Source organism: Microcystis sp. CS-574 (assembly GCF_028329095.1).
In the GTDB taxonomy this organism is placed as follows: domain Bacteria; phylum Cyanobacteriota; class Cyanobacteriia; order Cyanobacteriales; family Microcystaceae; genus Microcystis; species Microcystis ichthyoblabe_A.
In genome coordinates this window covers 1-23033 of sequence record NZ_JAQMSY010000195.1, presented here as the reverse complement: position 1 = coordinate 23033, position 23033 = coordinate 1, and the positions used below count along the sequence as shown (strand labels likewise).

23 protein-coding genes and 2 pseudogenes are annotated in these 23033 nt (G+C 45.0%); 8 read left to right on the top strand and 17 right to left on the bottom strand.

The annotated features are described in order from the left end of the window. Positions 1 to 231: 231 nt before the first annotated feature. The 6 genes from PN470_RS15700 to PN470_RS15675 form a co-directional block, all read right to left on the bottom strand. Positions 232 to 627: a DUF5615 family PIN-like protein gene (locus tag PN470_RS15700; protein ID WP_002796835.1), complete on the bottom strand. Its 396-nt coding sequence runs from the start codon at positions 625 to 627 to the stop codon at positions 232 to 234. Then, a complete protein-coding gene (locus tag PN470_RS15695) occupies positions 624 to 998 on the bottom strand; it encodes a DUF433 domain-containing protein (protein WP_002796833.1) in 375 nt (124 codons plus the stop codon). The genes PN470_RS15700 and PN470_RS15695 overlap by 4 nt, the downstream gene beginning before the upstream one ends. 491 nt (positions 999 to 1489) lie before the next feature. Further along, a complete protein-coding gene (locus tag PN470_RS15690) occupies positions 1490 to 1954 on the bottom strand; it encodes a DUF29 domain-containing protein (RefSeq protein WP_024969050.1) in 465 nt (154 codons plus the stop codon). Between the two features lie 16 nt (positions 1955 to 1970). Beyond that, complete coding sequence (locus PN470_RS15685; protein ID WP_271935694.1) at positions 1971 to 2429, bottom strand: DUF29 domain-containing protein; 459 nt, start codon at positions 2427 to 2429, stop codon at positions 1971 to 1973. Between the two features lie 43 nt (positions 2430 to 2472). Beyond that, on the bottom strand, positions 2473 to 3456 hold the full coding sequence (gene msrP, locus PN470_RS15680; RefSeq protein WP_271935692.1) for a protein-methionine-sulfoxide reductase catalytic subunit MsrP: 984 nt from the start codon (positions 3454 to 3456) through the stop codon (positions 2473 to 2475). Positions 3457 to 3541: 85 nt separating this feature from the next. After that, positions 3542 to 4927, bottom strand: coding sequence for a cytochrome P450 (locus PN470_RS15675; protein WP_271935691.1), 1386 nt, complete (start codon positions 4925 to 4927; stop codon positions 3542 to 3544). A gap of 263 nt (positions 4928 to 5190) precedes the next feature. Between PN470_RS15675 and PN470_RS15670 the strand changes: the two genes are divergently transcribed. Next, positions 5191 to 5946, top strand: a complete 756-nt coding sequence (locus PN470_RS15670; protein WP_103113244.1) for a TVP38/TMEM64 family protein — start codon at positions 5191 to 5193, stop codon at positions 5944 to 5946. A 5-nt stretch (positions 5947 to 5951) separates the two neighbouring features. On the opposite strand, the gene PN470_RS15665 is transcribed toward PN470_RS15670, so the two are convergent. The 3 genes from PN470_RS15665 to PN470_RS15655 all read right to left on the bottom strand — a co-directional run bounded on the left by PN470_RS15665 (position 5952) and on the right by PN470_RS15655 (position 10306). Continuing rightward, complete coding sequence (locus PN470_RS15665) at positions 5952 to 6575, bottom strand: ribonuclease HII (RefSeq protein WP_016516176.1); 624 nt, start codon at positions 6573 to 6575, stop codon at positions 5952 to 5954. After that, a complete protein-coding gene (locus tag PN470_RS15660) occupies positions 6572 to 8743 on the bottom strand; it encodes an Rne/Rng family ribonuclease (RefSeq protein ID WP_149106480.1) in 2172 nt (723 codons plus the stop codon). The genes PN470_RS15665 and PN470_RS15660 overlap by 4 nt, the downstream gene beginning before the upstream one ends. Before the next feature lie 807 nt (positions 8744 to 9550). Then, positions 9551 to 10306: a DUF2232 domain-containing protein gene (locus tag PN470_RS15655; RefSeq protein ID WP_002732287.1), complete on the bottom strand. Its 756-nt coding sequence runs from the start codon at positions 10304 to 10306 to the stop codon at positions 9551 to 9553. A 524-nt stretch (positions 10307 to 10830) separates the two neighbouring features. On the opposite strand from PN470_RS15655, the gene ylqF reads away from it, so the two are divergent. From ylqF to PN470_RS15625, 6 genes and pseudogenes are all read left to right on the top strand, one after another. After that, entirely contained in the window at positions 10831 to 11670 is an 840-nt protein-coding gene (gene ylqF / locus PN470_RS15650) for a ribosome biogenesis GTPase YlqF (protein WP_002793875.1), read from the top strand. 161 nt (positions 11671 to 11831) lie between these two features. Further along, complete coding sequence (locus PN470_RS15645) at positions 11832 to 13316, top strand: glutamate synthase subunit beta (protein WP_002774810.1); 1485 nt, start codon at positions 11832 to 11834, stop codon at positions 13314 to 13316. 153 nt (positions 13317 to 13469) lie between these two features. After that, positions 13470 to 13712: a DUF433 domain-containing protein gene (locus PN470_RS15640; protein ID WP_002761871.1), complete on the top strand. Its 243-nt coding sequence runs from the start codon at positions 13470 to 13472 to the stop codon at positions 13710 to 13712. A 143-nt stretch (positions 13713 to 13855) separates the two neighbouring features. Next, positions 13856 to 14329, top strand: a pseudogene (locus PN470_RS15635) (type II toxin-antitoxin system VapC family toxin). A gap of 613 nt (positions 14330 to 14942) precedes the next feature. Continuing rightward, positions 14943 to 15572 carry a cold shock and DUF1294 domain-containing protein gene (locus PN470_RS15630; protein WP_271935683.1) on the top strand — a complete coding sequence of 210 codons (630 nt, stop codon included), beginning with the start codon at positions 14943 to 14945 and terminating at the stop codon, positions 15570 to 15572. Between the two features lie 230 nt (positions 15573 to 15802). Next, a pseudogene (locus tag PN470_RS15625) lies at positions 15803 to 16078 on the top strand (hypothetical protein). A gap of 529 nt (positions 16079 to 16607) precedes the next feature. On the opposite strand, the gene PN470_RS15620 reads toward PN470_RS15625, so the two are convergent. Then, entirely contained in the window at positions 16608 to 17606 is a 999-nt protein-coding gene (locus PN470_RS15620; RefSeq protein WP_194013447.1) for an adenosine kinase, read from the bottom strand. Between the two features lie 164 nt (positions 17607 to 17770). Then, positions 17771 to 17983 carry a protein IsiD gene (isiD, locus tag PN470_RS15615; protein WP_002732311.1) on the bottom strand — a complete coding sequence of 71 codons (213 nt, stop codon included), beginning with the start codon at positions 17981 to 17983 and terminating at the stop codon, positions 17771 to 17773. 148 nt (positions 17984 to 18131) lie between these two features. Between isiD and PN470_RS15610 the strand changes: the two genes are divergently transcribed. Continuing rightward, positions 18132 to 18908: an SDR family NAD(P)-dependent oxidoreductase gene (locus PN470_RS15610; protein WP_272104770.1), complete on the top strand. Its 777-nt coding sequence runs from the start codon at positions 18132 to 18134 to the stop codon at positions 18906 to 18908. 179 nt (positions 18909 to 19087) lie between these two features. On the opposite strand, the gene PN470_RS15605 is transcribed toward PN470_RS15610, so the two are convergent. The 6 genes from PN470_RS15605 to PN470_RS15580 all read right to left on the bottom strand — a co-directional run bounded on the left by PN470_RS15605 (position 19088) and on the right by PN470_RS15580 (position 22994). Next, positions 19088 to 19369, bottom strand: coding sequence for a DUF2470 domain-containing protein (locus tag PN470_RS15605; protein ID WP_103113232.1), 282 nt, complete (start codon positions 19367 to 19369; stop codon positions 19088 to 19090). 52 nt (positions 19370 to 19421) lie between these two features. Further along, positions 19422 to 19577 (bottom strand): precorrin-6A/cobalt-precorrin-6A reductase, encoded by a 156-nt coding sequence (locus PN470_RS15600; RefSeq protein ID WP_002774823.1) that lies wholly within the window; start codon positions 19575 to 19577, stop codon positions 19422 to 19424. A gap of 303 nt (positions 19578 to 19880) precedes the next feature. After that, positions 19881 to 20360, bottom strand: a complete 480-nt coding sequence (locus PN470_RS15595) for a hypothetical protein (RefSeq protein ID WP_002774825.1) — start codon at positions 20358 to 20360, stop codon at positions 19881 to 19883. Between the two features lie 134 nt (positions 20361 to 20494). Then, positions 20495 to 21388 (bottom strand): ABC transporter ATP-binding protein, encoded by an 894-nt coding sequence (locus tag PN470_RS15590; protein WP_002732759.1) that lies wholly within the window; start codon positions 21386 to 21388, stop codon positions 20495 to 20497. Between the two features lie 145 nt (positions 21389 to 21533). Next, positions 21534 to 22307 (bottom strand): ABC transporter permease, encoded by a 774-nt coding sequence (locus PN470_RS15585; protein WP_002774827.1) that lies wholly within the window; start codon positions 22305 to 22307, stop codon positions 21534 to 21536. Between the two features lie 63 nt (positions 22308 to 22370). After that, complete coding sequence (locus PN470_RS15580; protein WP_004158456.1) at positions 22371 to 22994, bottom strand: HEAT repeat domain-containing protein; 624 nt, start codon at positions 22992 to 22994, stop codon at positions 22371 to 22373. Positions 22995 to 23033 lie beyond the last annotated feature (39 nt).

The window sequence follows — 23033 nt, the reverse complement described above, 5'->3', positions numbered from 1 at the left end:
TTGAATACAGTGGAATGTACGATTAGGGAGGGAAGTTATCGTTTTTCTAAGATAACTCGACCGACCCAACTGCAACAAAAAGCGTTAGATTTATTGGGAGTTTCCCTGATTTGTACCCAGTAACGGGGCGGCGGAAATTCTTTTAATCCCTTCTACAGCAGATGTTATGGCTTTTTGTCAACGGGGAAGTCCAGCTATAGATAGACTTCAACGGCCCTAGCATTCGCCGCGTCACGGAATAAAAATGCGTCTTGCGCCTTGATAATCTTCAATATCAACTACAATATCAACCAAACGGTTAACGCAACGATCTCGATAATCTGGCTCGGCAAGTAGTCGCTCAATATTACCGATTGTCACGACGGGTAATGATGTGGGGGTATTTTCCTCCCGCATCACTTGCTCCAGGGAATCTTTGCCTTTCATGCTTCGGTTAGCGGTGATCAGGATCATCTGATTGGCTTGGGCATACCGCCAAACAACGCGATCATCGCTCGTGACAGCTAACCCAACTTCTTCAAACAGAATAAAACGAATCGAGATCAAGTCAAGCCAACCACTCGCAGCAAGGACTCCGGCGAGGACAAGAGAATGCCCTCGTAAGTTATGATCAACTAGAAAATTCATGCCCGTGATGCCAACTTGGCTTTTTCCGCTTGAAGTTTTGCTCGAATGGCTTCTGTGCCAGGTTTTGGCGGCTTAGCAGCAATACGGGCAACTCGCTCACGATTTTGCTCTTCATAGTATAGTCGGAGTTCTTCAGCTTCTTTGAGAACTTGCTGGTACTCAGCCTCTACATCCGCACGATGAGCCTCAATATAAGCCAGGGCAGTGTTAATTTGCTCTTCCGTCAGATCAAATAATCCCTGAATGAACTTAGGTGGATATTGAGCAGTCACATAATCCATTACATCATAGAGGGTGATGCGGGTTCCTGCGATTGTCAGTCCTCGCTCTGTACGAATGATAGCGGTTTGTTTATTTGATGCGAGCGTCATAGCTATAGTCTCAGTGTTTCACCATCTCATTCCATATTACCGCATGAAAAAGCAAGGTGAGCAAACGCCCACCCTGACTACTAATTCGCAAGCTCTTTAATCCTCGACCCAGACCTTCAAAATGTATTTCAGCCTCGTTCCTGCATCTAGCCAGTAGTGAACTCCAATATCTGGCAATTCAGTATCACCAGGCCCCGGACTACAAGATCGGCGATCAAATTTAGACCACAGCTTCAATCAATGGGCATGGTGCGTTCCCCAAAATCGATCGCTGGAGCAGTGGGAGCCATATTAGGGAACGCACCCTACAAGATCGGCGATCTGCTATGCAGTGCCTTCGGCATCGCACTGACAATTAGGCTCATTCTAGCGATGATTACTATATCTGACCGCACCCCTTGACAAAAACTTAGAATTATTCGACCTTTAGCGATCGCTATCGGGGGATAGTTGTTTTTTGTTACAGCAGTGGGGAGCAGTCTAACTGATGGCTATATTTCCAGATTATCGCCCGCAGGAAACCAATCTTCATCGAGAATTTGTTCAAGGGAACCAATGGGAATAACGGGGAAAGTATCGAGGGGTAATTGAGAGCGATCGCTGGCATTTTTTCGAGCTGAAAGATAACATTCATCGAAAATTTCTAAAAGATAGGGTTTCAGACTAGGACTATCTTTAAGTTCATCTAATATATCGAGACGAAAAGTTCTAATCTCTCCCTTCCAGTGACCTTCGTTTCTCTCTCTTTCTGCCGCCCAATATTTGAGCTTAAGTAAATGTTCTAATAATCGGGTTAACAGACTTTTAATTGTGCGCTTTTCACTCCTTCCCATACTTGCTAATTCCTCTAGTAAATTCTCTAAATCTACCCGCTCAAACTGTCTGGCTTGCAGTTGATTAATAGTAGTTCTAATCCAGAGATAAAAGTCTTCTTCGTACATGGTTTTATTATCCATAATTTACCTCTATATATTACTCGTGGTCATTAGTAGGAAACCAATCTTCATCGAGAATTTGTTCAAGGGAACCAAGAGGAATAGCGGGGAAAGTATCAAGAGGTAATTGAGTTCTAACTTGAGCCTCTTTTCTAGCAAATTGATAGCATTCCTCAAAGATTTCCAGAATATAGGGTTTCAAACTAGGGCTATCTTTAATTTCTTCGATTATTTGTCTGCGAAAGTTGAGAATTTCCCCTTTCCAGTGACCCTCATTTCTAGCTTTTTCTCCTGTCCAGTAGGTTAGTTTCAGCAAATGTACCAGCAATTGAATCAAAAGATTTTCAATTTTGCGTTTTTCACTCCTCCCCATACTTGCTAATTCCTCCAGTAAATTCTCTAAATCTACCCGCTCAAACTGTCTGGCTTGCAGTTGATTAATAGTAGTTCTAATCCAGAGATAAAAGTCTTGTTCGTACAGAGTTTTATTGTCCATAGATACTTAGTTAAACTGAATAAAACGAGGGTAATCATCAAAATCAACTATACAAACTAGCCACATATTCACCGTAGCCATTATAGGGCAGAGTTTCGATAATTTCCCAAGATAAATCACTTCTACTGCCGATAAATTTCTCCGTTGCTTGCGACCAACGGGGATGGGGTTTACTGGGGTTTACATTAGCCTCAAAATCGTATTCGTGAGCGTCAATTGTGTTCCAGTAGGTGGCGGGTTGTTTGGCGGTAAATTCAATTTTTACTATCGATTTTGCCCCTTTAAAACCGTATTTCCAAGGAATAACCATTCGCAAGGGTGCGCCGTGTTGTTTTGGTAAATCATGTCCGAAAATTCCCACAGCAAAGAAAGCTAATTCGTTGGCCATTTCCTCAATTCTTAAACCTTCTGTATAGGGCCAGGGTAAGGCTCCTAAATGTAATCCTGGCCTCTGGGTAATTTCTGGATCATAAAAGGAGGTAAAACGGACGAATTTTGCTTCTGGTTTTGGTTCCACTGCCGCAATTAAAGCAGCCATGGGAAAACCAAGCCAAGGTAAGACCATTGACCAAGCTTCCACACAACGAAAACGATAGATTCTTTCTTCGAGAGGAAAGGTTTTTTTAATAGTATCTATATCGTAGGTCTGGGGATTTTTTACCAATCCTCCCACTTCTACCATCCAGGGATTCGTCGGTAGTTTCTGCGCTTTTAACCAGATATTTTTCCCCCCTCCGAACTCATAAAAATTGTTATATTTCCCCGCTACAGTTTCGGCAACTACGGGACGATTTACCGTTAAAAACTGCGGATTTTTGCTGAACCCTTCAATTTTAGGTAATTGCAAACTTTTTTCTAAAGCTTCCGAGGAGGAGGATTTACCACAAGAAGTTAATAATAGGGAACTTCCCGCAATTCCTGCCCCGATTAACCCCTGTAAAAAGCGACGACGGTTAAAATAAACACTTTCGGAAGTAACTTCATTTTCGGAAATTTGCCAGGATTTAGCTAAACGAATTAAGACCATAATTATCCCCAATTTTATTGACAAAAAAGCAGAGTTATGATATGGGATACCACAACTCTGATTGTACAATATTTTGTCAGTTTTTTTAAGAAATTTCGGCGAGCATGGGGGCAGTCACCAGAGGTTCCCGTCGTCCTTTTAAGACTATGGGAACTCCTCGCGAGGGAGCAAGGGTGACACCGCGGCGACTGGGTTTTTCAGGGGTATTATTAACTAGAGTTAACTGATAATTGGCCAAAATTGTGGCGATAGCGATTTTCATCTCGTAGATAGCTAAAACTTCCCCAATACAACGACGCGCTCCACCACCAAAAGGCATATATTCGTAGGGGGTGAATTGTTTTTCTAAAAAGCGTTCTGGTTTAAAAGTATGGGAATCGGGGAAAGTTTGCTCGCGGTGGTGGGCCAGATAAATACAACCCATAAGAATTGTCCCTTTTTCTAAAGGATAACCATCTAGTTCTACTGGTTCTTGCACTACTCGCGGAAAAGTTAACATTGCCACGGGATGAATGCGTAAAGTTTCCGAACAAACCGCCGAAAGATAGGGTAATCGAGTTATATCAATGGGGTTAGGATTATCTCCTAAAGTGGCTATTTCTTGGAGAATTTTTGCTTTAATTTCTGGATAGCGATGAGTCCAGTAGAGCACCCAAGATATAGCGGTGGCGGTGGTTTCATGACCTGCGAATAATAAGGTCATTAATTCATCGCGCAATTCCTTATCGCTCATCGGGTTGCCTTCTTCATCCCGGGCCGACATCAGTAGTGATAAAATATCGCTACGATTGGGGTTAGGATTAGCTTTTCTTTCGGCAATTTCTGTATAGATAATATCATCAATTTTTGCTTGGGAACGCTGGTATTTTCCCCAGGGACTCCAAGCACCCAAATCAGCCTGCAAAATTGGGAAAAATAACAAAGAAACCATCACCGGAGAGTTAAAAATATCGAGCATTTCAGCCAGAATTTTTTTCAGGGTTTGATAACGTTCCCCTTGACTAATTCCAAAAACTGCCTCCATAATTACTTGTAAAGCAATCGCTGTGGTCGCTGAACGGGCCTTAAAAGGTTGATTTTCGGGCAATTCTGCCATTACTCTTAGGGTAATATCGCGGATTAAATCGCCGTAGAAACGCATTCTTTCCCCGTGAAAAGGTGGCAATAAAAGCTGACGGCGTTTTTTGTGGATGTCTCCGTCTAACATGATGACGGAATAATCACCAATAATCGGGGCAATAATCCGATTGGTTTCCCCCGGTGCCGAAAATTTTTTACGGTCATTAGTTAAAATTTGTTGTAGGGCTGAAGGACTACTGACAAAGATAAAATTATCTACAGTTAAACCCACTTTTGCGCTAAAAATATCGCCATGCTTGCGGGCGGCATTTTCCATAAAAGCTACGGGATTAATGATCCATTGTGCCATTTGCAGGAAGGTGGGGGCTTTGACCTTGGGGATGATTTTCATAGATTGATTGCTATATCCAATGCTAATTATTTCTAATTGTGACATTTTTTCCCCAGAGACGACAAGGTGTAATATCAAGTAAACGGCAAAAATTACCCGGCTGTTGCTTGTCTTATCTTCTCAGAAAGACTGGGATTTTCTGGGAATTTTTAGGATTGGCTTTCTGGTCTAAACAATGATAATCGGGGTAAAATAGCCCCAGTTCTATTTAATTCGCTTCTGTAGTTCAATCTCTTTTTTTTCATTCCTTATAGGGACTTTTTATGATTATTTCCAAGTTTTTGCCCTCGGAAAAAACTGTGATTATCAGGCATTTGCTGTTATTAACTACATTTAGCCTTGTTTTTCTCCTGACTACTCCCCCCGCTTTTGCTGTTGAATCCAGTGCCTCCACTGGTTTTAATCCTCAAACTATTCTTTTCCATGCCTTAACTTGGGTGGATAGTTTGGGGGCTGTGGGAGCGATCGCGTTTATAATTATCTATATTCTAGCTACTGTGGCCTTTTTTCCAGGTTCAATCCTGACTTTAGGGGCTGGTGTAGTTTTTGGCGTGGTTTTAGGCTCTTTTTACGTCTTTATCGGGGCAACTATCGGCGCTACTGCCGCTTTTTTGGTGGGACGTTATCTGGCTAGGGGGTGGGTGGCGGAAAAAATTCAAGGTAATAATAAATTTCAAGCTATCGATGAAGCTGTGGGGAAAGAAGGTTTAAAAATAGTGCTTTTAACCCGTTTATCTCCCATATTTCCCTTTACTCTGCTCAATTATGCCTATGGTGTCACCGGGGTTTCTCTGAAAGATTATCTAATAGGTTGCGCGGGCATGATTCCGGGGACGATAATGTATGTCTATATTGGCTCTTTAGCGGGCAGTCTTGCCACCATCGGGACCTCGGCACCAGCCACTAACCCAGTTTTACTATGGACTATTCGCCTTATTGGTTTTATCGCTACCGTTGCCGTCACCCTCTACGTCACAAAAATTGCCCGTCAGGCCCTGGCATCAGTTCTCAGTGAGTAAACCCCTCAATCGCCATCCCCACCCCACTCCGTCCTTGGGTGGGGACTGACGCGGATTTGTTGACAGGGACTAAAAGAGAGCCGGTGCTGAGAAGTAAGTCCATGGTTGCCAATCGCTTCTAGGTGTTGAGCAGTGCCATAACCCTTGTGACGAGGGAGGCCATAATCGGGATAGCGTCCGTGCCAACGAGCAATTAAGTCATCGCGCCAGACTTTGGCCACGATACTAGCCGCCGCAATTACCGGCGATTGTTGGTCTCCCTGAATTACCGCCTTTTGGGGGATTGACAAATCTTTAATAATGTGCTTGCCATCGATCAAACAGAGACTGGGGGAAAGGGGTAATTTCCCGATCGCTCTGCTCATTGCCAGTAGAGAGGCATGAAGAATATTCAAGCGATCGATCTCTTTCACCGTAGCATAACCGATGCGACAAACAAAATCCCGTTGTATTTGCTGGCTCAATTTTTGCCGTTTTTGGGGGCTAAGTTGCTTACTATCCTTCACCCCCAACTCCCACAGCTGCGGAAAACCAGAGGGGACAGTGACCACTACCGCCGCCACCACGGGGCCAAATAAAGCCCCGCGCCCCACTTCATCGACACCAGCAATTAAGGGTTCTGCGCTCATGACTCATCGACAGTGGCGGAGGAACGACGACGACGACGACGCAGCACCGCAGTTTCAGCCTCTACTTGTGGCTCCTCCGTCACCTCGGCGCTCACCGGGGTTTCTAAAGGAATGACTTCGCCGAGAAAAACTGGAGTTTCGGGCGCAATCGGTTCGGGCGTAAAACTCGCTGGCGGACTAGCTTCTTGGTTGATTTCCTGACTAACTTCGCTAGTGGTGGAACGACGACGACGGCGCACCAAGGAACGATTTTCGGCTTCCTCGCCAGTTTCCGTCGCCTCTATGGGGGCGGTGGCGGCTGTGTCCTCGGCCTCTAGGGTAGGAGTCAAGGATATTTCAGGAGTGGCAGCCGTTTCTGGGTTTTCCGCTTCCCTTTCCCCTGGCAGTTTCACGGAAACAATCACCGATTTCGGGTCTTTAAACTCCTTATCCACGAGAATCAGGGGAGAAATGCCCATTAAAGAATAAACTTCCTGTTCTACGGGGGTCATTTCCACGGAAACCCGCTCCCGTTCGGTGACGGGGATATTTTTGCCAGCACTGGCATCTTCTCCTCGTTTCGAGAGACGGGCGGGGCGTTCTCGTTTTTCCTCAAGGCGTTGGGGTTCTGATTCCGGCTCGATTTCGTTGTTAACACCGTTAGTAGAGGCTTTTTCGCCCCGTTCCTCTTTGAGTAACAGTTCCGAGGGACGACGACGACGGCGACGGCGAGAATTATTAACCTGTTCTTGGTAGTTGGGATGGAAGGAAAGATCTATATCTTGGGCGTTTTCTTCGGCCTCAAATTCGGAGAAAACTTCTAGATAGGGTTCGGCCGCCGCAACGCTAGGAGCGCTCTTATCGGGTAGAACTTTTGTATTAGTCGTGGCGATGACAAGGGTTTCTTTTTCCGCGCGGCTAAGGGTGGGGGTTTCCAGGGCGATGGCGTTGCCTTCTCCGGGTAGATGGGCTAAATGGCCCAGTCCGCCGCAATGGTCACAGGTTTTGCCGAATAATTCATAAATGTTTTTCCCCTGACGCTTACGAGTTAATTCCACTAACCCCAATTCCGATAATTGGGCAATCTGGGGCCGGGCTTTATCGCTTTTCAGGGCTTTATTAAACAATTCCAGCAGTTTCAACTGGTCGCGACGGGAATCCATATCGATGAAGTCCACCACCACCACACCGCCGATATTTCTCAAGCGCAGTTGTCGAGCGATTTCTGTGGCAGCCTCGCTATTAGTCCAGAGTACGGTTTCCCGGGCCGTGGCCGAACGGGTAAAGGAACCGGAGTTAACATCAATTACCGTTAAAGCTTCCGTCGGTTCGATGATAATGTAGCCGCCGGAGGGTAAATCAACCCGGGGTTTCAGGGCCTCGCGAATGGCGGCATTAACCCGGAAATAGTCGAGAATTGGCTGGGTTTCCCGATGGGAGTCGATATAAACCCCTTCGAGAGCTTTGCCGCCGCCCCAGTTCGTCAATTGCTGTTTAACTCGTTTTACCGCCATCGGGTTATCCACAACAATGCGATTGACATCGGCACTGTACATATCCCGCAAAACCCTTTGAATAAAGTCATCATCGCGGTTCAGCAGGGCCGGGGCGCGGCTGCTGACGGCCATCTGTTGGATGCTCTCCCACTGTTTTTGCAGAAATTCCAAATCCTCGATAATCGCCTCTTCCGCTTTACCTTCGGCCTCGGTGCGTACCAGCAACCCCATCCCTGCCGGTTTGACCAAAATCCCTAAAGCTCGTAAACGGGAGCGCTCGTCTTCACTGCGGATGCGACGGGAAAGATTCACCCCGCGACCATTGGGCATCAATACCAGATAACGACCAGGGAGAGTGACATTTCCCGTTAGTCGCGGTCCTTTATTGCCAGTGGGTTCTTTCATTACCTGTACCAGCACTTTTTGCTGGGGGGCCAGTAATTCCGTGATAGCACCGGCGGTTTTTTTCAGTCTTAAGGGGCCCAGGTCGGTGACATGGATAAAGCCATTGCGTTCCGCATCGCCAATATTGACAAAGGCTGCATCTATCCCGGGGATGACGTTTTCTACTAATCCTAGATAGATGTCGGCCACCTGTTGATTACCTGTGGCTACAACTAATTCCTGAATTTGATCTTCCCAAAAAACAGCCGCTATATGGTGTTGTTCGGCTATGATTATTTGTTTTGGCATTCAATTTCCTCAATCTTTCGGTTTCAAAAGCGACGGACCATGGGCTATTTGTCTATGCTTTGAGGCTACTTCCGGAAATCTGGTCTTGTTAAGAAAGTTCTAAGAAGATGAGTCCGCATCGTTAAAGCCTCATCTTGATATTCATCTGCCCCCCAGACGTGGGAACTGAGTCTTGGTTTCAGTTGTTAAGTCTGTTTGGCAAGTGCCGGCTTGACCCACAATTGGACAAGCACAGCCAGGAGACGAGATTTTCAATTAATCCCCGAGTCTTGCTCGATAACAGCATTTTTTATCCGTTTCCGCCGTTTCTGTCTATCAGAATCTAGGAAAAAAGGAGTTTTTGAGTTACTCCCCTCGGCAACAGGTTTCTGTGGAAGGGAAAATAGCGCACTTTTCGATTTTCCAAAAACCACGATTCTTTTAAGAAATGCTTTAATCGAGTCTTATAGACGACTATAACTCACTCGGTCACTCTCTGACAAGACGATAATCGGGGAAAAATGATCGATTAACAGTTGACTGGAGATACTGACCATAAAGCACTAAGGGACTTGCGTGGGAATAATATCCCAGCCAGAAAATCGCTCTGTAGAAGAATCAGACCGGCCAGATGGCATATTATCAAAGCGCAAGTCCCTTAGCTGCGGAGGCGCTCGAAGGCTCTCCCCCTACTTAGAGTGATCAGCAAACCTGAACGCTCGGAGGGCGCAAGCATTGCGCCCCTACAGTAACGGATTTTGTCCACAATGTAGGGGCGAACTGCGTTCGCCCAAAAGGTAGATTATCAAAGCGCAAGTCCCTAAATAATTACTCATAATCTAGTATGACCTGTACCCATTTGGGCGGACGAGGAATCGGATTACCGAGGCGATCAAGAACTAATAACGCCACTAAATGCACGGCAAATAAGTATAATAAACTATTGACAAATATGCCCACAACTGCTATCGATTGCACTTGCAGCAGCGTCGGTTTAGCGAGAATCCCTAACTGGGTGAAAATCCAATCAATAAAATTAGTCGCTTGGGTAATCACATATAACCAGAGATTTTCGCCTAAAAGAATTGAAAACAGCCAAAAACGAAAGAATAAACCAAAAGCCCCCAACAGTCCCCCAGTCAAGATAGAAAATTCCCAGCGCGCACCCCGGCGCCAGCATAGCCCCAATTGTACCCCCATCAAGCCGTGGGGAATCAAAAAGACAATACTGCGAGTCGGTCCCATCAACACCGACAAAAGTAAACTAGAAACTAATGCTGTCATCCAAGCACAGCGAGCGCCCCAACGTAAATAGGCTAAAGCGATAGGAATCGGGAAGAAAACCCTTAATAACGGTCCGAGGGGAAAATAATAATCAATTAACCAGATTAAACTGGTAGCACTGGCCAAAAAAGCCGTCTCCACCGTGATCAGGGTAGAGATAGACTTGAGGGGAGATGGTTGGATAGGTTTAGCAGTGGGTTTATCTAGGGGTTTCCCTTCTTCCCCGAGATCTACCCAATTGGTTTCATCTATTGTCTCTTCTGAGGATTGAGCGGGAGCATTAGCGTTAGAATCGTTCATTCTATCAGTTATCCGGTGGTCGGTACGGGTTGGCCGGCTATCCTTAGCTTAGACTTGCGACTCCCAGTCAGGCAAGAGGCAAAAAATAAGTAGGTAGGTGTTAACAATTGTCAACCCCCCTGATTAAGGGGATCGAACCTAAAATCTATCTTTAATTTAATTAGGGCTTGCTGAATAAATGTGAAATTTAGGCAAGGTAAGGGTTTTGTGGTTTTTCTCGCGAAACAGCTGCAAGATTTTGAAAGAATCGTGCTTCCAAACCTTGCGTCTTCATCAGATTTTCTATCCGAATGCTTCGCCCGTACTTTTTGCCGCAAACCCTAATTATAACCAGCTACTTAGTTCCGCCATAGAACTCCCTTGAGCCATCTTGCACACTTTTCTCTTTTTGTCAAATTTTATGTTAAGAAAGATGTAACGAATGAATAGCTTAATAAGGAGGAATCTGATAATTTTTAACACCTACCCACTTAGCTATCTAGGGACTATTCCTGATAAGATCTAATTTTATACTCCCATCTCCCATGTCGTTAATTCAATGGTATCCCGGTCATATTGCCAAAGCGGAAAGAAAACTAAAGGAACATCTTAAACTCGTGGATGTGGTCCTAGAAGTGCGCGATGCTCGCATTCCTTTAGCCTCCCATCATCCCCAGGTGGACGATTGGATTGGCAATAAACCGCGCTTATTAATCTTAAATCGTCTCGATATGATTCCCGAATCTGCCCAGCAACAATGGGTAACATGGTTTAAAAGTCAAGGAGAAACCGTCTATTTTACTAACGCTAAACAGGGAGAAAGAGTTAAAGCAATTATCAAAGCGGCGGAAAAAATTGGCGATGAAATTAACCAAAAACGTCAACTAAGAGGAATGTTACCGCGTCCAGTGCGGGCCGTGGTGATTGGGTTTCCCAATGTGGGTAAATCTGCCCTGATTAACCGTTTATTGGGGCGAAAAGTCGTTGCCAGCGCCCGCAGGGCCGGAGTAACGCGACAATTACAATGGGTACGAATTTCCGACACCTTAGAATTATTAGACGCGCCGGGGGTGATTCCTTCCCGTTTAGAAAATCAAAAGGATGCGGTGAAATTAGCTATCTGTGAGGATATTGGGGATGCTGGTTATGATAACCAAAGGATAGCGGCGGCTTTTGTCGATTTATTAATAGAATTACACTATGAAGGACTTTTACAATCTCGTTATGGGTTGAATACTCTAGACATAACCGGGGAGGATTTTATCGAAAAATTGGCCAATCTCAAATATCAAGAAGATAAAGAAAGGGCAGCCATGCAGTTACTCAATGATTTTCGTAAGGGAATAATCGGGGCTATCCCCTTAGAATTGCCCCCTTCCTCTTGAAATCGCCTGTTTTTAACTCAATAGTTAATTACCCAATTTGTCAAAATTACCGCCTGTTAGTCCACTGAGCTGCCGATAAGATTAAAGAAATCGGTAAAGTTGCGGGGATCGATCGAACTGTGAAGGAAGATAGGGAATAAACGACAGAGATAACAAAGACTATGGGCAAACCGACTGGCTTTATCGAATTCCTGCGTGAACTTCCTTCCGAACTTACCCCCCTTGATCGCCTTCATAATTGGGATGAGTTTCATCTTCCCATGCCAGAAGATAAACTCCGCAATCAGGCCGCCCGTTGTATGGATTGTGGTACACCATTTTGTCACACGGGAACCCTAATTAGTGGCATGGCCAGTGGTTGCCCGATTAATAACCTGATTCCCGAATGGAATGATTTAATCTATCGAGGATTGTGGCGAGAAGCCCTTGATCGCCTCCATAAAACCAATAATTTCCCCGAATTTACCGGTAGAGTCTGCCCCGCTCCCTGTGAGGGTTCCTGTGTTCTCGGTATTCATAATCCCCCCGTTACGATCAAAAATATTGAATGTTCGATTATCGACAAAGGTTGGGAATCCGGTTGGATTACTGCCAATCCCCCCGCCATCCGTACCGGCAAAAAAGTGGCTGTGATCGGTTCCGGACCTGCGGGATTAGCGGCTGCCGACCAGTTAAATAAAGCTGGTCACTGGGTGACGGTTTACGAACGGGCCGACCGACCCGGAGGCCTGTTGATGTACGGTATCCCTAACATGAAGTTAGATAAGGAAGAAGTGGTTCTGCGTCGTCTCCAGATGCTGGAACAGGAAGGGGTAAAAATGGTCTGTAACACGGAAGTGGGCAAGGATATCAGCAGCCAAGACCTATTAAACGAATATGATGCCGTGGTTATCTGTACCGGAGCCACCAAACCCCGGGATTTAAACATCGAAGGTCGCCAATTAAAGGGCATTCACTTCGCCATGGAGTTTCTCACAGCTAATACAAAAGCACTACTAGACGGACAGCCCGGGGAGGATTTTATCTCGGCTGCGGGTAAAGACGTAGTAATTATCGGCGGTGGTGACACGGGAACCGACTGTGTGGGGACTTCCCTGCGTCATAACTGCCGTAGCGTCACCCAATTAGAGATTATGCCGCAACCGCCCCGCGAACGGGCCGCCGATAATCCCTGGCCCGAATGGCCAAAAATCTACCGTCTGGACTATGGACAAGAGGAAGCAGCCGCACGTTTTGGCGATGACCCCCGGGTTTATACCACCACAGCGACTAAATTCGAGGGGGATAGCGAGGGTAACGTCACAGGGATTCACACGGTACAGGTGGAATGGCAACGCAACGAAAAAGGGCAGTTTATCCCCCAACCGGTGGCAGGAACAGAAAAAGTCATCCCGACGCAATTGGTTCTATTGGCCATGGGATTTTTGGGACCAGAACAGCCTTTACTCGATGATTTAGGCTTAGAAAAGGATGGCCGCAGCAATATCAAGGCCGAACATGGTCAATTTGCCACTAGCTTACCGAAAGTCTTTGCAGCGGGGGATTGTCGTCGTGGTCAAAGTTTGGTGGTTTGGGCGATTAATGAAGGTCGCGGGGCCGCCAGGGAATGCGATCGCTTTTTGATGGGGGCGACGGATTTACCTTAAACCAGTAGTTAGGGACTTGCGTGGGAATAATATCCCAGCCAGAAAATCGCTCTCTAGAAGAATAAGACCAGCCCTAAATGGTACATTATCAAAGCGCAAGTCCCTTACTCCCGCTAAAGGTTAAAGTGATCATGAAGCAATAGAATTACTCTAATGAAACTAGATCGTATTACGAGCAATCCAAACCGTATGAATGGGCAACCCTGCATCCGTAATCTTCGCCTTACGGTTCGTCGAGTGATTGAGCTACTGGCAACTTATCCCGATCGAGCAGAATTACATCAAGAGTTTCCGGAACTGGAGGATGAAGATATTCGACAAGCCCTAATTTTTGCATCTTCTTACTTGGATGATCGCATCATTGAACTTCCTAATCGCTATGAAGCTGTTGCTTGATCAGGGACTACCGCTTTCTGCGGCAACTTTATGCTGACAAGAATATTTCACGTACAAGGTTGGGTTGACGACTGTTACCCAACACCCTCAGAACCAAGATTAAATGCGGTAGGATAGGCATTGGATAGATTTTCTAGATTGCCGTGAGCGAAACCGTCTATATTGAAACCAGTATCTTAGGCTATCTTACTGCTCGACCCAGCAGAGATATTGTTGTGGCCGCAAATATTGAGGTGACGAAGGAGTGGTGGAATACACGTCGCGGCGATTTTCAACTTTACTCATCTCAAGCGGTCGTGAAAGAAACCTCACAAGGTGATGTTGTGATCGCATCTCAACGACTATAAATCCTTGCTAATCTATCTTTACTCGACTTGAACCAAGCTGTGCTAGATTTAGCAGAGCAATTTTTGGAACGCAGCAACCTTCCCGCAAAAGCTGATATTGATGCTGTTCATATCGCCCCCGCAACCGTTCACGGCATGGATTACCTGCTCACCTGGAATTGCAAGCACATCGCCAATGCTCAAATTCAGGGAAAGTTGGCAGAGATCAGCCTTGATTTTGGCTACGAGTTGCCAATTCTTTGTACACCCTATGAACTTCTCGGAGGTTGATTATGTTTCAGGATGAGATTGTGGAAGAGATCCACAAAATTCGTGAAGAGTACTCTCGGTCATTCAATCATGACTTGAAAGCCATCTTTGCTGATTTGCAAAAGCAACAAGCTGAAAGTGGCAGAGAAGTTGTAACCTTATCTCGAAAACACGGTCTAACTTAGCCGTTATACTGAATCGGTTTTTAATAGTATGATTAACCCCCAATCCAACTTTAAAAATCTGCTCCCTTCTCCCCACTGCTGTAACAAAAAACAACTATCCCCCGATAGCGATCGCTAAAGGTCGAATAATTATAAATTTCTGTCAAGGGGTGCGGTCAGACAGAGGAATCATCGCTAGAATGAGCCTAATTGTCAGGAATTTAGTTAAACAAGGTTTTTGGCAATATGCTAATCTGGCTAACACACTTTTGGGCGTGATATAGGGAAAACTTCTGGCAATCGCACCTAAATGGAATGATATACCGAAAGTTGACCCATATCGTTACTCTGGAGAGTGTTATACGGAAAGTTGACCTATAATATGTAGTTGGGCTGCTTCGTTTTTTGGTTGTGGCTGTCCTTGAAGATGATTTGTTAGAACCACAAAGTTTTCGTTATTGAGATTTTTTATGCAATCCGGTCTCCGCAGTGGAAAGCTTACAAAATGGAAAGATGAGCGTGGATTTGGTTTTATTCAACCCGTTGATGGGAGTCAAGAAGTTTTTTTGCATATTTCTGAAGTTAAAGATGCAACCCGTCGTCCACAAGAAAACGACACGATTTATTACCACTGCATAGTTGACTCAGATGGCAAAGTTCGAGCTTACAACGCATTTATTCTGGGAGCAAGAAACAAGTCAGAACCTTCAAGTAGTCGAACTAAACCCTCTGATGCCATCATTTCAAGCTTTCCGATAGTTGAGGTAGTTCTGTTGTCGCTTCTGCCTTTGTTTGGAGCTATTCATTTTACATGGACGACACGCAATCCCATTCCACTGATTCTTTATCCCGTAATGAGTTTAGTGACTTACGCTCTATACGCAGATGATAAATCTCGTGCTAAACGAAAGGATTGGCGAACTTCTGAACAAACGCTACATCTGTGTGAACTTGCAGGTGGATGGTTGGGCGGGTTTATTGCCCAGCGAATATTGCGCCATAAAGGTCAGAAAAAGTCTTATCAAGTCACTTTTTGGGCGATCGTGATCATTCATTATGTTGTATGGCTGTTTTGGCTGTTTTCGGGAGGAACGCTATGAGGTATTGCGATTCTAAAAGCATCAGTGCGATCGCTATCGCCGTAGGGTGCGTTCCCTAATGTGGCTCCTACTGCTCCACTGATCGATTTTGGGGAACGCACCATGCCCATTGATTGAAGTTGTGGGTTTAAGTGCGATGCCGCTCTGGTGGGCCCAGTTGGGGAATGTTAGCGAAAATTCCCAATGTTTAGGTTAAAATAGAGGGCAAAAGTTGCCCCAGGGTCAAGCCAATGACAGTTCGACAACCCCGCTACAGCAAAGAAGAATTCGCTCGACGTGGTAATGAGATTTATCAATCTCAGGTACGTTCTCAAGTGGAGGAGGGAAATCAGGGGAGAATTGTGGCGATCGACATCGAAACTGGAGCGTTTGAGCTTGCCGACGATACGATTACTGCTACCGATCATCTCTAGGAGCGTGTCCCTGATGCTCAACCTTGGCTGATTCGGATTGGACATAGAGCCGTCTTCCGTTTTGGCAGTCGCAGCCAGAGAAAGCGAGTATGATGTGTGGGGATGGGTCTTTTGTATGGCTTTAAACTTCAGATTGAGGCAGTGGAAGGTGGGCGCGTTACAATTGAGGCGCTATGACTCAGCCAAAGTTATCGGTGAAGACGGTCTAACTTTACCGTTATACTGAATCGGTTTTTAATAGCATGATTAACCCCCAATCCAACTTGAAAAACCCGCTCCCTTCTCCCCACTCTCCTATAACTTTTAAACAGGATTTAGTATGACTATCTAGGGTTTGCTGAATAAGTACGGGCGAAGCATTCGGATAGAAAATCTACGTTTTCACCGATAGGTTATTGCCCGAATGCTTCGCCCCTACAGGACGCGGGCCGATGAAGACGCAAGGTTTTGAACGACGATTCTCTCAAAATCTTGCACCTGTGGGAGCGAGAAAAGCCCCAAAACCCTTACTTTGCCTTATTCAGCAAACCCTATCTAAATTACTCGTTAAGACTGTCTATGAGCAGGGAGCAGGGAGAAAAAACCTGACTCCCGATGACTGAAAGCTGATCACCGACAAAACCTATCCCAAAACGATCGAATCGCGCAGGGATTGAATTTCCTCGGTTTGTAAACGCGCCCCAAAAGTAGAAACCACCCGGGCAGCCGCTAGAGAAGCGAGATTTCCTGCTCCTTTGTAACCTATACCGTGGGTAATACCGTAGAGAAACGCACCTGCATACATATCCCCCGCGCCGACGGTATCGATCGCCTGTACGGGATGGGGGTCAATTTCCAGGAGATTTTCGCCATCATAGATCAAAGAACCACTGGCACCCCGGGTGATAGCGAATCCTTTGGCAATGGTTTTAAAATAGGCGATCGCTGACTCAATTTCCTCGCTGCCGGAAATAGTCAAAGCTTCCGACTCATTAGCGAAAACGAAATCTAACCCCGTTCCGATCATTTCCAGTAATCCCTCCCGGAAGAAGATCGCCATATTGGGATCCGACAGGGATAAAGCGGTTTTGACTCCAGCCGCCTGAGCAATTTCTCGCCCTTTAATAGCGGCAGCTTTGGCAGTGGGAGAGGTGACGAGATAACCTTCGAGATAGAGATAATCGGCATTAGCGATCGCTGAGGGGACTAATTCCCGTTCGGAAATTTCCCCAGTGATGCCGAGAAAAGTATTCATGGTGCGATCGGCATCGGGAGTGACGAACACTAGACATTTTCCCGTGATTCCCACCTCTTTTTCGCCGCCGTGTTCATTGGTATGCAAACCACAGGCCCGCAGATCTTGCAGATAAAACTTACCTAATTCGTCATTGCCCACTTTACAGGAATAGAAACCTCTACCCCCCAACTGAGCGATCGCTACTAGGGTATTCGCCGCCGATCCGCCGCCGCTGCGTTTACAATCAAGAGCCAATTTTTCCATCAACTGGGTTTGACGATTTTCGTCCACCAGCGTCATCACTCCTTTATCGATGCCTAATTCTTGCAGTAATTCAGGAGAGACTTGAAATTCCATATCGACGAGCGCGTTACCGATCCCATAAACGTTGTATTGTTTGCCCATAATTTAGTCGATCGCCTAAAAATACTTTGTTATTGATAGTAGGGAAATAAGGGGCAAAAAGCTAGGGGCTTTTTTCAGCCAGAGAATACCATAATCAAAAATAATGGGTGTGCTAGTCTCACACCCCCAGTAATTTTTGTTAAGTTTTGTTTAACTAAGCAACCTTAAGCCTCATCGTAGGCTTCTAGATCCAACAGATAAAGATAAGGTTCGGCTAATTCCTGCCTTTGAAAAGCGATCGCTCGCAACAGATGCCAATCCCGCAAAGCCTCGAAGGGGTTGCTATACTCATCTTTTTCTAGTCGTTCGGCTAAAGAAGCAATATCAGCGGCGGTATATTTGGCAATATCTTGATCAGTGAAGCTTATAACTGTCATTTCTACACCTTCCTCGACCTTTGTTCTGTTTCTAGCCTAACATATATTCTGAGTTGAAAAAATGTCTTCCCCGCCAAGTTAAGAACTGTAAATGGAAGGGTAATTGTGCTACAATTCCAGCAAAAAAGCTATTTTTAGTTGATCTTCTATGAAAACAGCCCTCATTACTGGTGCTTCCACTGGTATCGGTGTCGTCTTTGCTCGTCAACTTGCCCAACGGCAAATGGAGCTAATTTTAGTCGCTAGATCTAGGGATAAACTAGAACAATTAGCAGCGGAATTGGGGGAACAATACGGGGTAAAAGTGACGGTTATCGTCCAAGATCTGACCGTTGCTGGGGCGGGAAAGCTAGTATATGATACGGTGAACCAAAAAGGAATCAACGTCGATTTACTGGTAAATAATGCCGGTTTTGGTGATTATGGCGCTTTTAGCGAGCGGGATTTAGCTCGACAGTTAGAAATGATCCAGTTAAATAATCTGGTATTGGTGGAATTAAGCCACTATTTTCTCCGTCCCATGCTTGCTGGCACTGGGGGGGCAATTATCAATGTTGCTTCCATTGCTGGGTTTCAACCGCTGCCCTATCTTTCCGTCTATGCGGCGACAAAAGCTTTTGTCCTCAGTTTTAGCGAGTCTCTCTGGGCAGAAAATAAAGACAAAGGCGTTAAAATCCTTGCTCTTTGCCCCGGTCCGACGGAATCTAATTTTTTTGAGGTAGCCCGATTTCCCAGTGCCTTTATGGGCAAAAACGGCCGGTTAGATTCGGCGGAAGTGGTGGTACAAGAGGCTTTAACTGCCTTGGCAAACAAACGCCCCAACGTGGTAGCCGGTAAATTGGCTAATAAAATTATCGTCAATCTGCCCCGTTTTTTACCTAGAAGTTGGATCGTGTCTTTGATAGAAAAGCAATTCAAGCTATAACTAGGGTCTGCTGAAAAAGTTTTTCCGGGGGGTGGGGTGTGGGGTTTTACCTATTTTCAGGGAAAAAGTAGCTCAATTTCCCCCGGATTACCCCCATGGCTGACACTTTTTAATGGCGAAAAAGTCTAAAAGTTTTATCCAACAAGGTTGTTAGATTTATGGCGCAAAATCGAGCTTTGTCAAGGGGTGGTTTGATTAACTTTTAGCATCTCAACGAGGATATTATGGGCATCCTTGGCTGATTCTAGGGTGCGTTCAAAAGGTATTCTAATTGTTTGACTCTCCCCTAATTTTTCTACGGCTAAATCCATACCTTCGGGATCGATGGATAGCATTTGAGCGGTTTCTGCATCGGTAATATTGCCGTAAACTTGAGCGTAGAAAAGCACGGCATCACCGTGATCTTTATTCATGTGTTTACAGATGCGATCGCTAATGGCGGGAGTGATAGTTTCAGACATAAGATTCTGGAAAAAAATCGATGATTGAGGTGGGGACAGATAAAAGCCAGTTCTAAATCGAGGCAAATGGAGGGATATTAGTTAGGGTAGCGTAATTAATCGCTAATTGCCAGATAATTTGGGCGTGAGGATGGCAGACATCAATAATAATTTTAATATTATTTTCTTGACAAAAATCCTTAATTGTGCATTGCTCTAATTGTCCCACTGAAGGTCAATCGGGGTAGAGAGTAAAGTCCGGGGCTGCCCGCGCATTTAATACTAAATCCGTTGAGTATAGGCTACTTAGGAGGATAGGCAAGAGGCAAGAGGCAAGAGGCAAAAGGAGGAATAGATAATCAGTCTTTAATAACTGGATTTAGTATAAATTGCCTGTTGAGATGAAACAAGAGGCAACAGTAAAGGGATTGGGAGAGATTCAGCTAATCGGATAGGCGATTAAAATGCCTCTTAGCTTAAAACCCCACACCCTGCCCCCACCAAAAAACTTTTTCAGCACACCCTATATATTTTATCGTTCACAACCGACAACAGAAGCGGTGTAGGTATTACCGATGTGCTGAATACCATTGACAAAAAGATTGACTAGAAAAGGTTGATCATTTGCCCGGACTGTGGCAGTAATTGTTAAGGGTTTATCGGGTTCGATTCGTACTCCATTAGTATTAAAAAATTCCTCGTTAGTTTGATCGCTATACTTGAGAAACAGCCGGATATCGAAGGAGGCAGCCCGGGGGACAGAAACCGTAACGATAAACCTCTGAAAACGTCTCCCCCCCGGAACTGCCCAATCGGTATTCCAATTATTACGAGTTATCGTGACACCGAAAGGCCCTGGAACAGTGGGTTGTGAGACGCTTTTGGTAACTTCACTACCTTCACCCCCTAATAAAGAAAGTGGCCGACAATTTTGCGCCGCTGCCGGTAGATGTAAGCTTAATAATACCGCCGATAGACCCAATAACCCAGTGATAGAGGTTAATTTCATCATTGATTTTGTCTCCAATTAATAGAACCTATCCAAAAATTATAGATGATCATGACGGTAAAAAAACGGTGATTTAGCTTAATTGAGCTAAATTCCGAAAAAATGCTGATCATCAACCTGAATTCTCAAAAACGGTGTTAAAATTGATTCATAATTTCCATATAAATATGTTCTAACTGTACCGTCTGACGGGCGAGAGAATCAATATTAATGCCATCGAATGCCTGAATAATCTCGCTTAATTCTAGATGTTCATCTAACCAAAAAGCTAAATCTTTACCGTAAAATTTGGGAGTAAATCCTAATTGTTTCCCTCGATTAATTGCCGCTTCTTGATCCTGGGTATCCATGATAATAATTTCCTTAGCAGGAATATGCTGACGCAGCTGATTTAAATTACCTTCGGCAATAATACGACCTTGTTTTAAAATGCCGATACGTTGACAGAGACGCTGTGCTTCATCGAGGAGGTGGGTAGTTAATAAAATTGTCATTCCCTGTCGCCGTAATTCTCCGATTAAATCCCAAATTTCATAGCGAGATTCGATGTCTAAACCAGTAGTTGGTTCATCGAGAATTAATAATTTTGGCTGATGAACAATAGCCACGGCAATATTCATCCGGCGCTGCATTCCACCGCTTAAAGTTTCCACTGGACTACGGGCGCGATCGAGCAAATTTACTGCGGATAAACTGCTTTTAATCCGATGACGACGCTGGGGGCGATCGAGTCCATAAATCTGAGCAAAAAAGTTGAGATTTTCCTCACAAGTAAGAGATTTGTACAATAAATTTTCTTGTGGGGCAACCCCAATTAATTCTTTAGTAACTCTCGAAATTGGCAAATAATTAAAGGTAATTTCTCCCGATGAGGGTTTTAATAAATTACAAATTAAGTTAATAGTGGTGGTTTTTCCCGCACCATTTGGACCAAGTAAACCGTAAATTTCCCCCGCTTCAATATGAAAGTTTAATTGATCTAATACTAAGCGTCTTCCGTAATTTTTTTTGACATTACTAATAGTCAGCATTTTTAATAAAGTAATAAGGATAGTCAGAAGTCAGGAAGCAGGATTAGGGAGTGTAAGATATGGGAAGACAAATCAATAAATACTCTTGCCTTTTCTAACTGATAACTGATCACTGATCACTGATCACTGATCACTGATAACTGATTTACAATCGGCGTTCAAGGTTTAACATTTGTCGATAGGTAAGCCAACCACCTGCTACCATAGCTAGAGCAAAAAGACAGAGAAAGCGAAAATGAGAGCTAATATCTTGGAGATTTTCGCCCTTTGCCCAAACAGCAATTAAAGCTTCATTCATGTGGTAGATCGGGTTATATTTAGCCAGAGATAGAATATTGTCGGGGAATAAAGCAGTCGGAAGAAAAACGCCGCCTAAAATTAATAAAGGAACCCCAAAAGTTCCCACCAAAGCATTAACATCTTCTGTTCTTTTCGCCAGTTGAGTACCGAGGATAAATCCTAAACCCACATAGGCGGTGATACTAAGGAAAATAATTAATAATTCTAGAGGAATTGAGCCTTTAAAAGTGGCTCCATACTGTTTAGCAATAGAATAAACTAAAACTGTCTGACAGGCAGCAATCACACAATGGGCGAGAAAAATGCCGATAAAATAGGAAACACCGCTTAAAGGCGATAAAAATAACCGTTTAATCGTTTGTTGTTCCCTTTCTGCTACTACCGTCGCCACGGTTCCCCCCAAACAACTAAAGAAAAGTGCCGCCCCGACGAGGGTGGGAGGAGTAGCCAGAGCCATTGCCTCAGCAAGCTCAATTTTGCCTTTTTCTGCCATAATATAGCCATTTAAGAGCAGGACAAGGATCGGGAAAATGCCCCAGAGGATTAAGCTACGCCCGCGCCGGATTAATTCTACTAAAATTCGTTGAGCGATCGCTAAAATTTCCTGCCAATATTTCATAGAATGTTAGTGTAATTGTTTCTCCCTGTAGAGAAATGAGTTTTTCTACTTTGTGACTTAGGCTTATTGTAAGTGTTCCAGAGCTTGATCGGCACGCAATCTTACCACTATTTCCGCTTCTGTCTCCCCAATCTGTGCTAAAAGTTCCCGAATCGCCCTGCGAAATGCCGCCGCCGCAGTTCCTAATCCCTCCAATCCGACGATCGCCGCATATCTAACCACCCACTCTGGATCCCCTTGCAAAAGTTTCTCCAGTGCCGCAAAAACTGCTTTTTGAGCCTCAGAAACCCGACTTTCCTCCAAATCAGACCAAATTATATTTCCTAAGCCTCTAGCCGCCCCTCGCCGCACACTAAAGGAAAAATCACTCACCGCCGCCTCAAGTAATAAGTCCAATCCTCGCACATCGCCAATTCCCGCTAGGGCGCGGGTTGCCCAAGCTCTTGCCCCATAATTATAACCGTCTAGATTGGCCAGTAAATAGGGAACCGCCGCTTTGCCGATGGCGATTAAACCATCCACGGCTGCGACGGAGGCACCGGGGTTATTATATCTCAGGACATCGGTGAGGGTAGGTATTGCCGCCTCACTTTTGGCGGCAGCTAGGTTTTCCACGGCGGTTAGTAACTGATTAGCTGAGTCGGCTTTTTCGACGGCAATAATTAAAGTCTCAACGGTAGGAAGCATTGGTTATCAGTGGAGGGGATGAGGAGTTGGGGGTTGGGG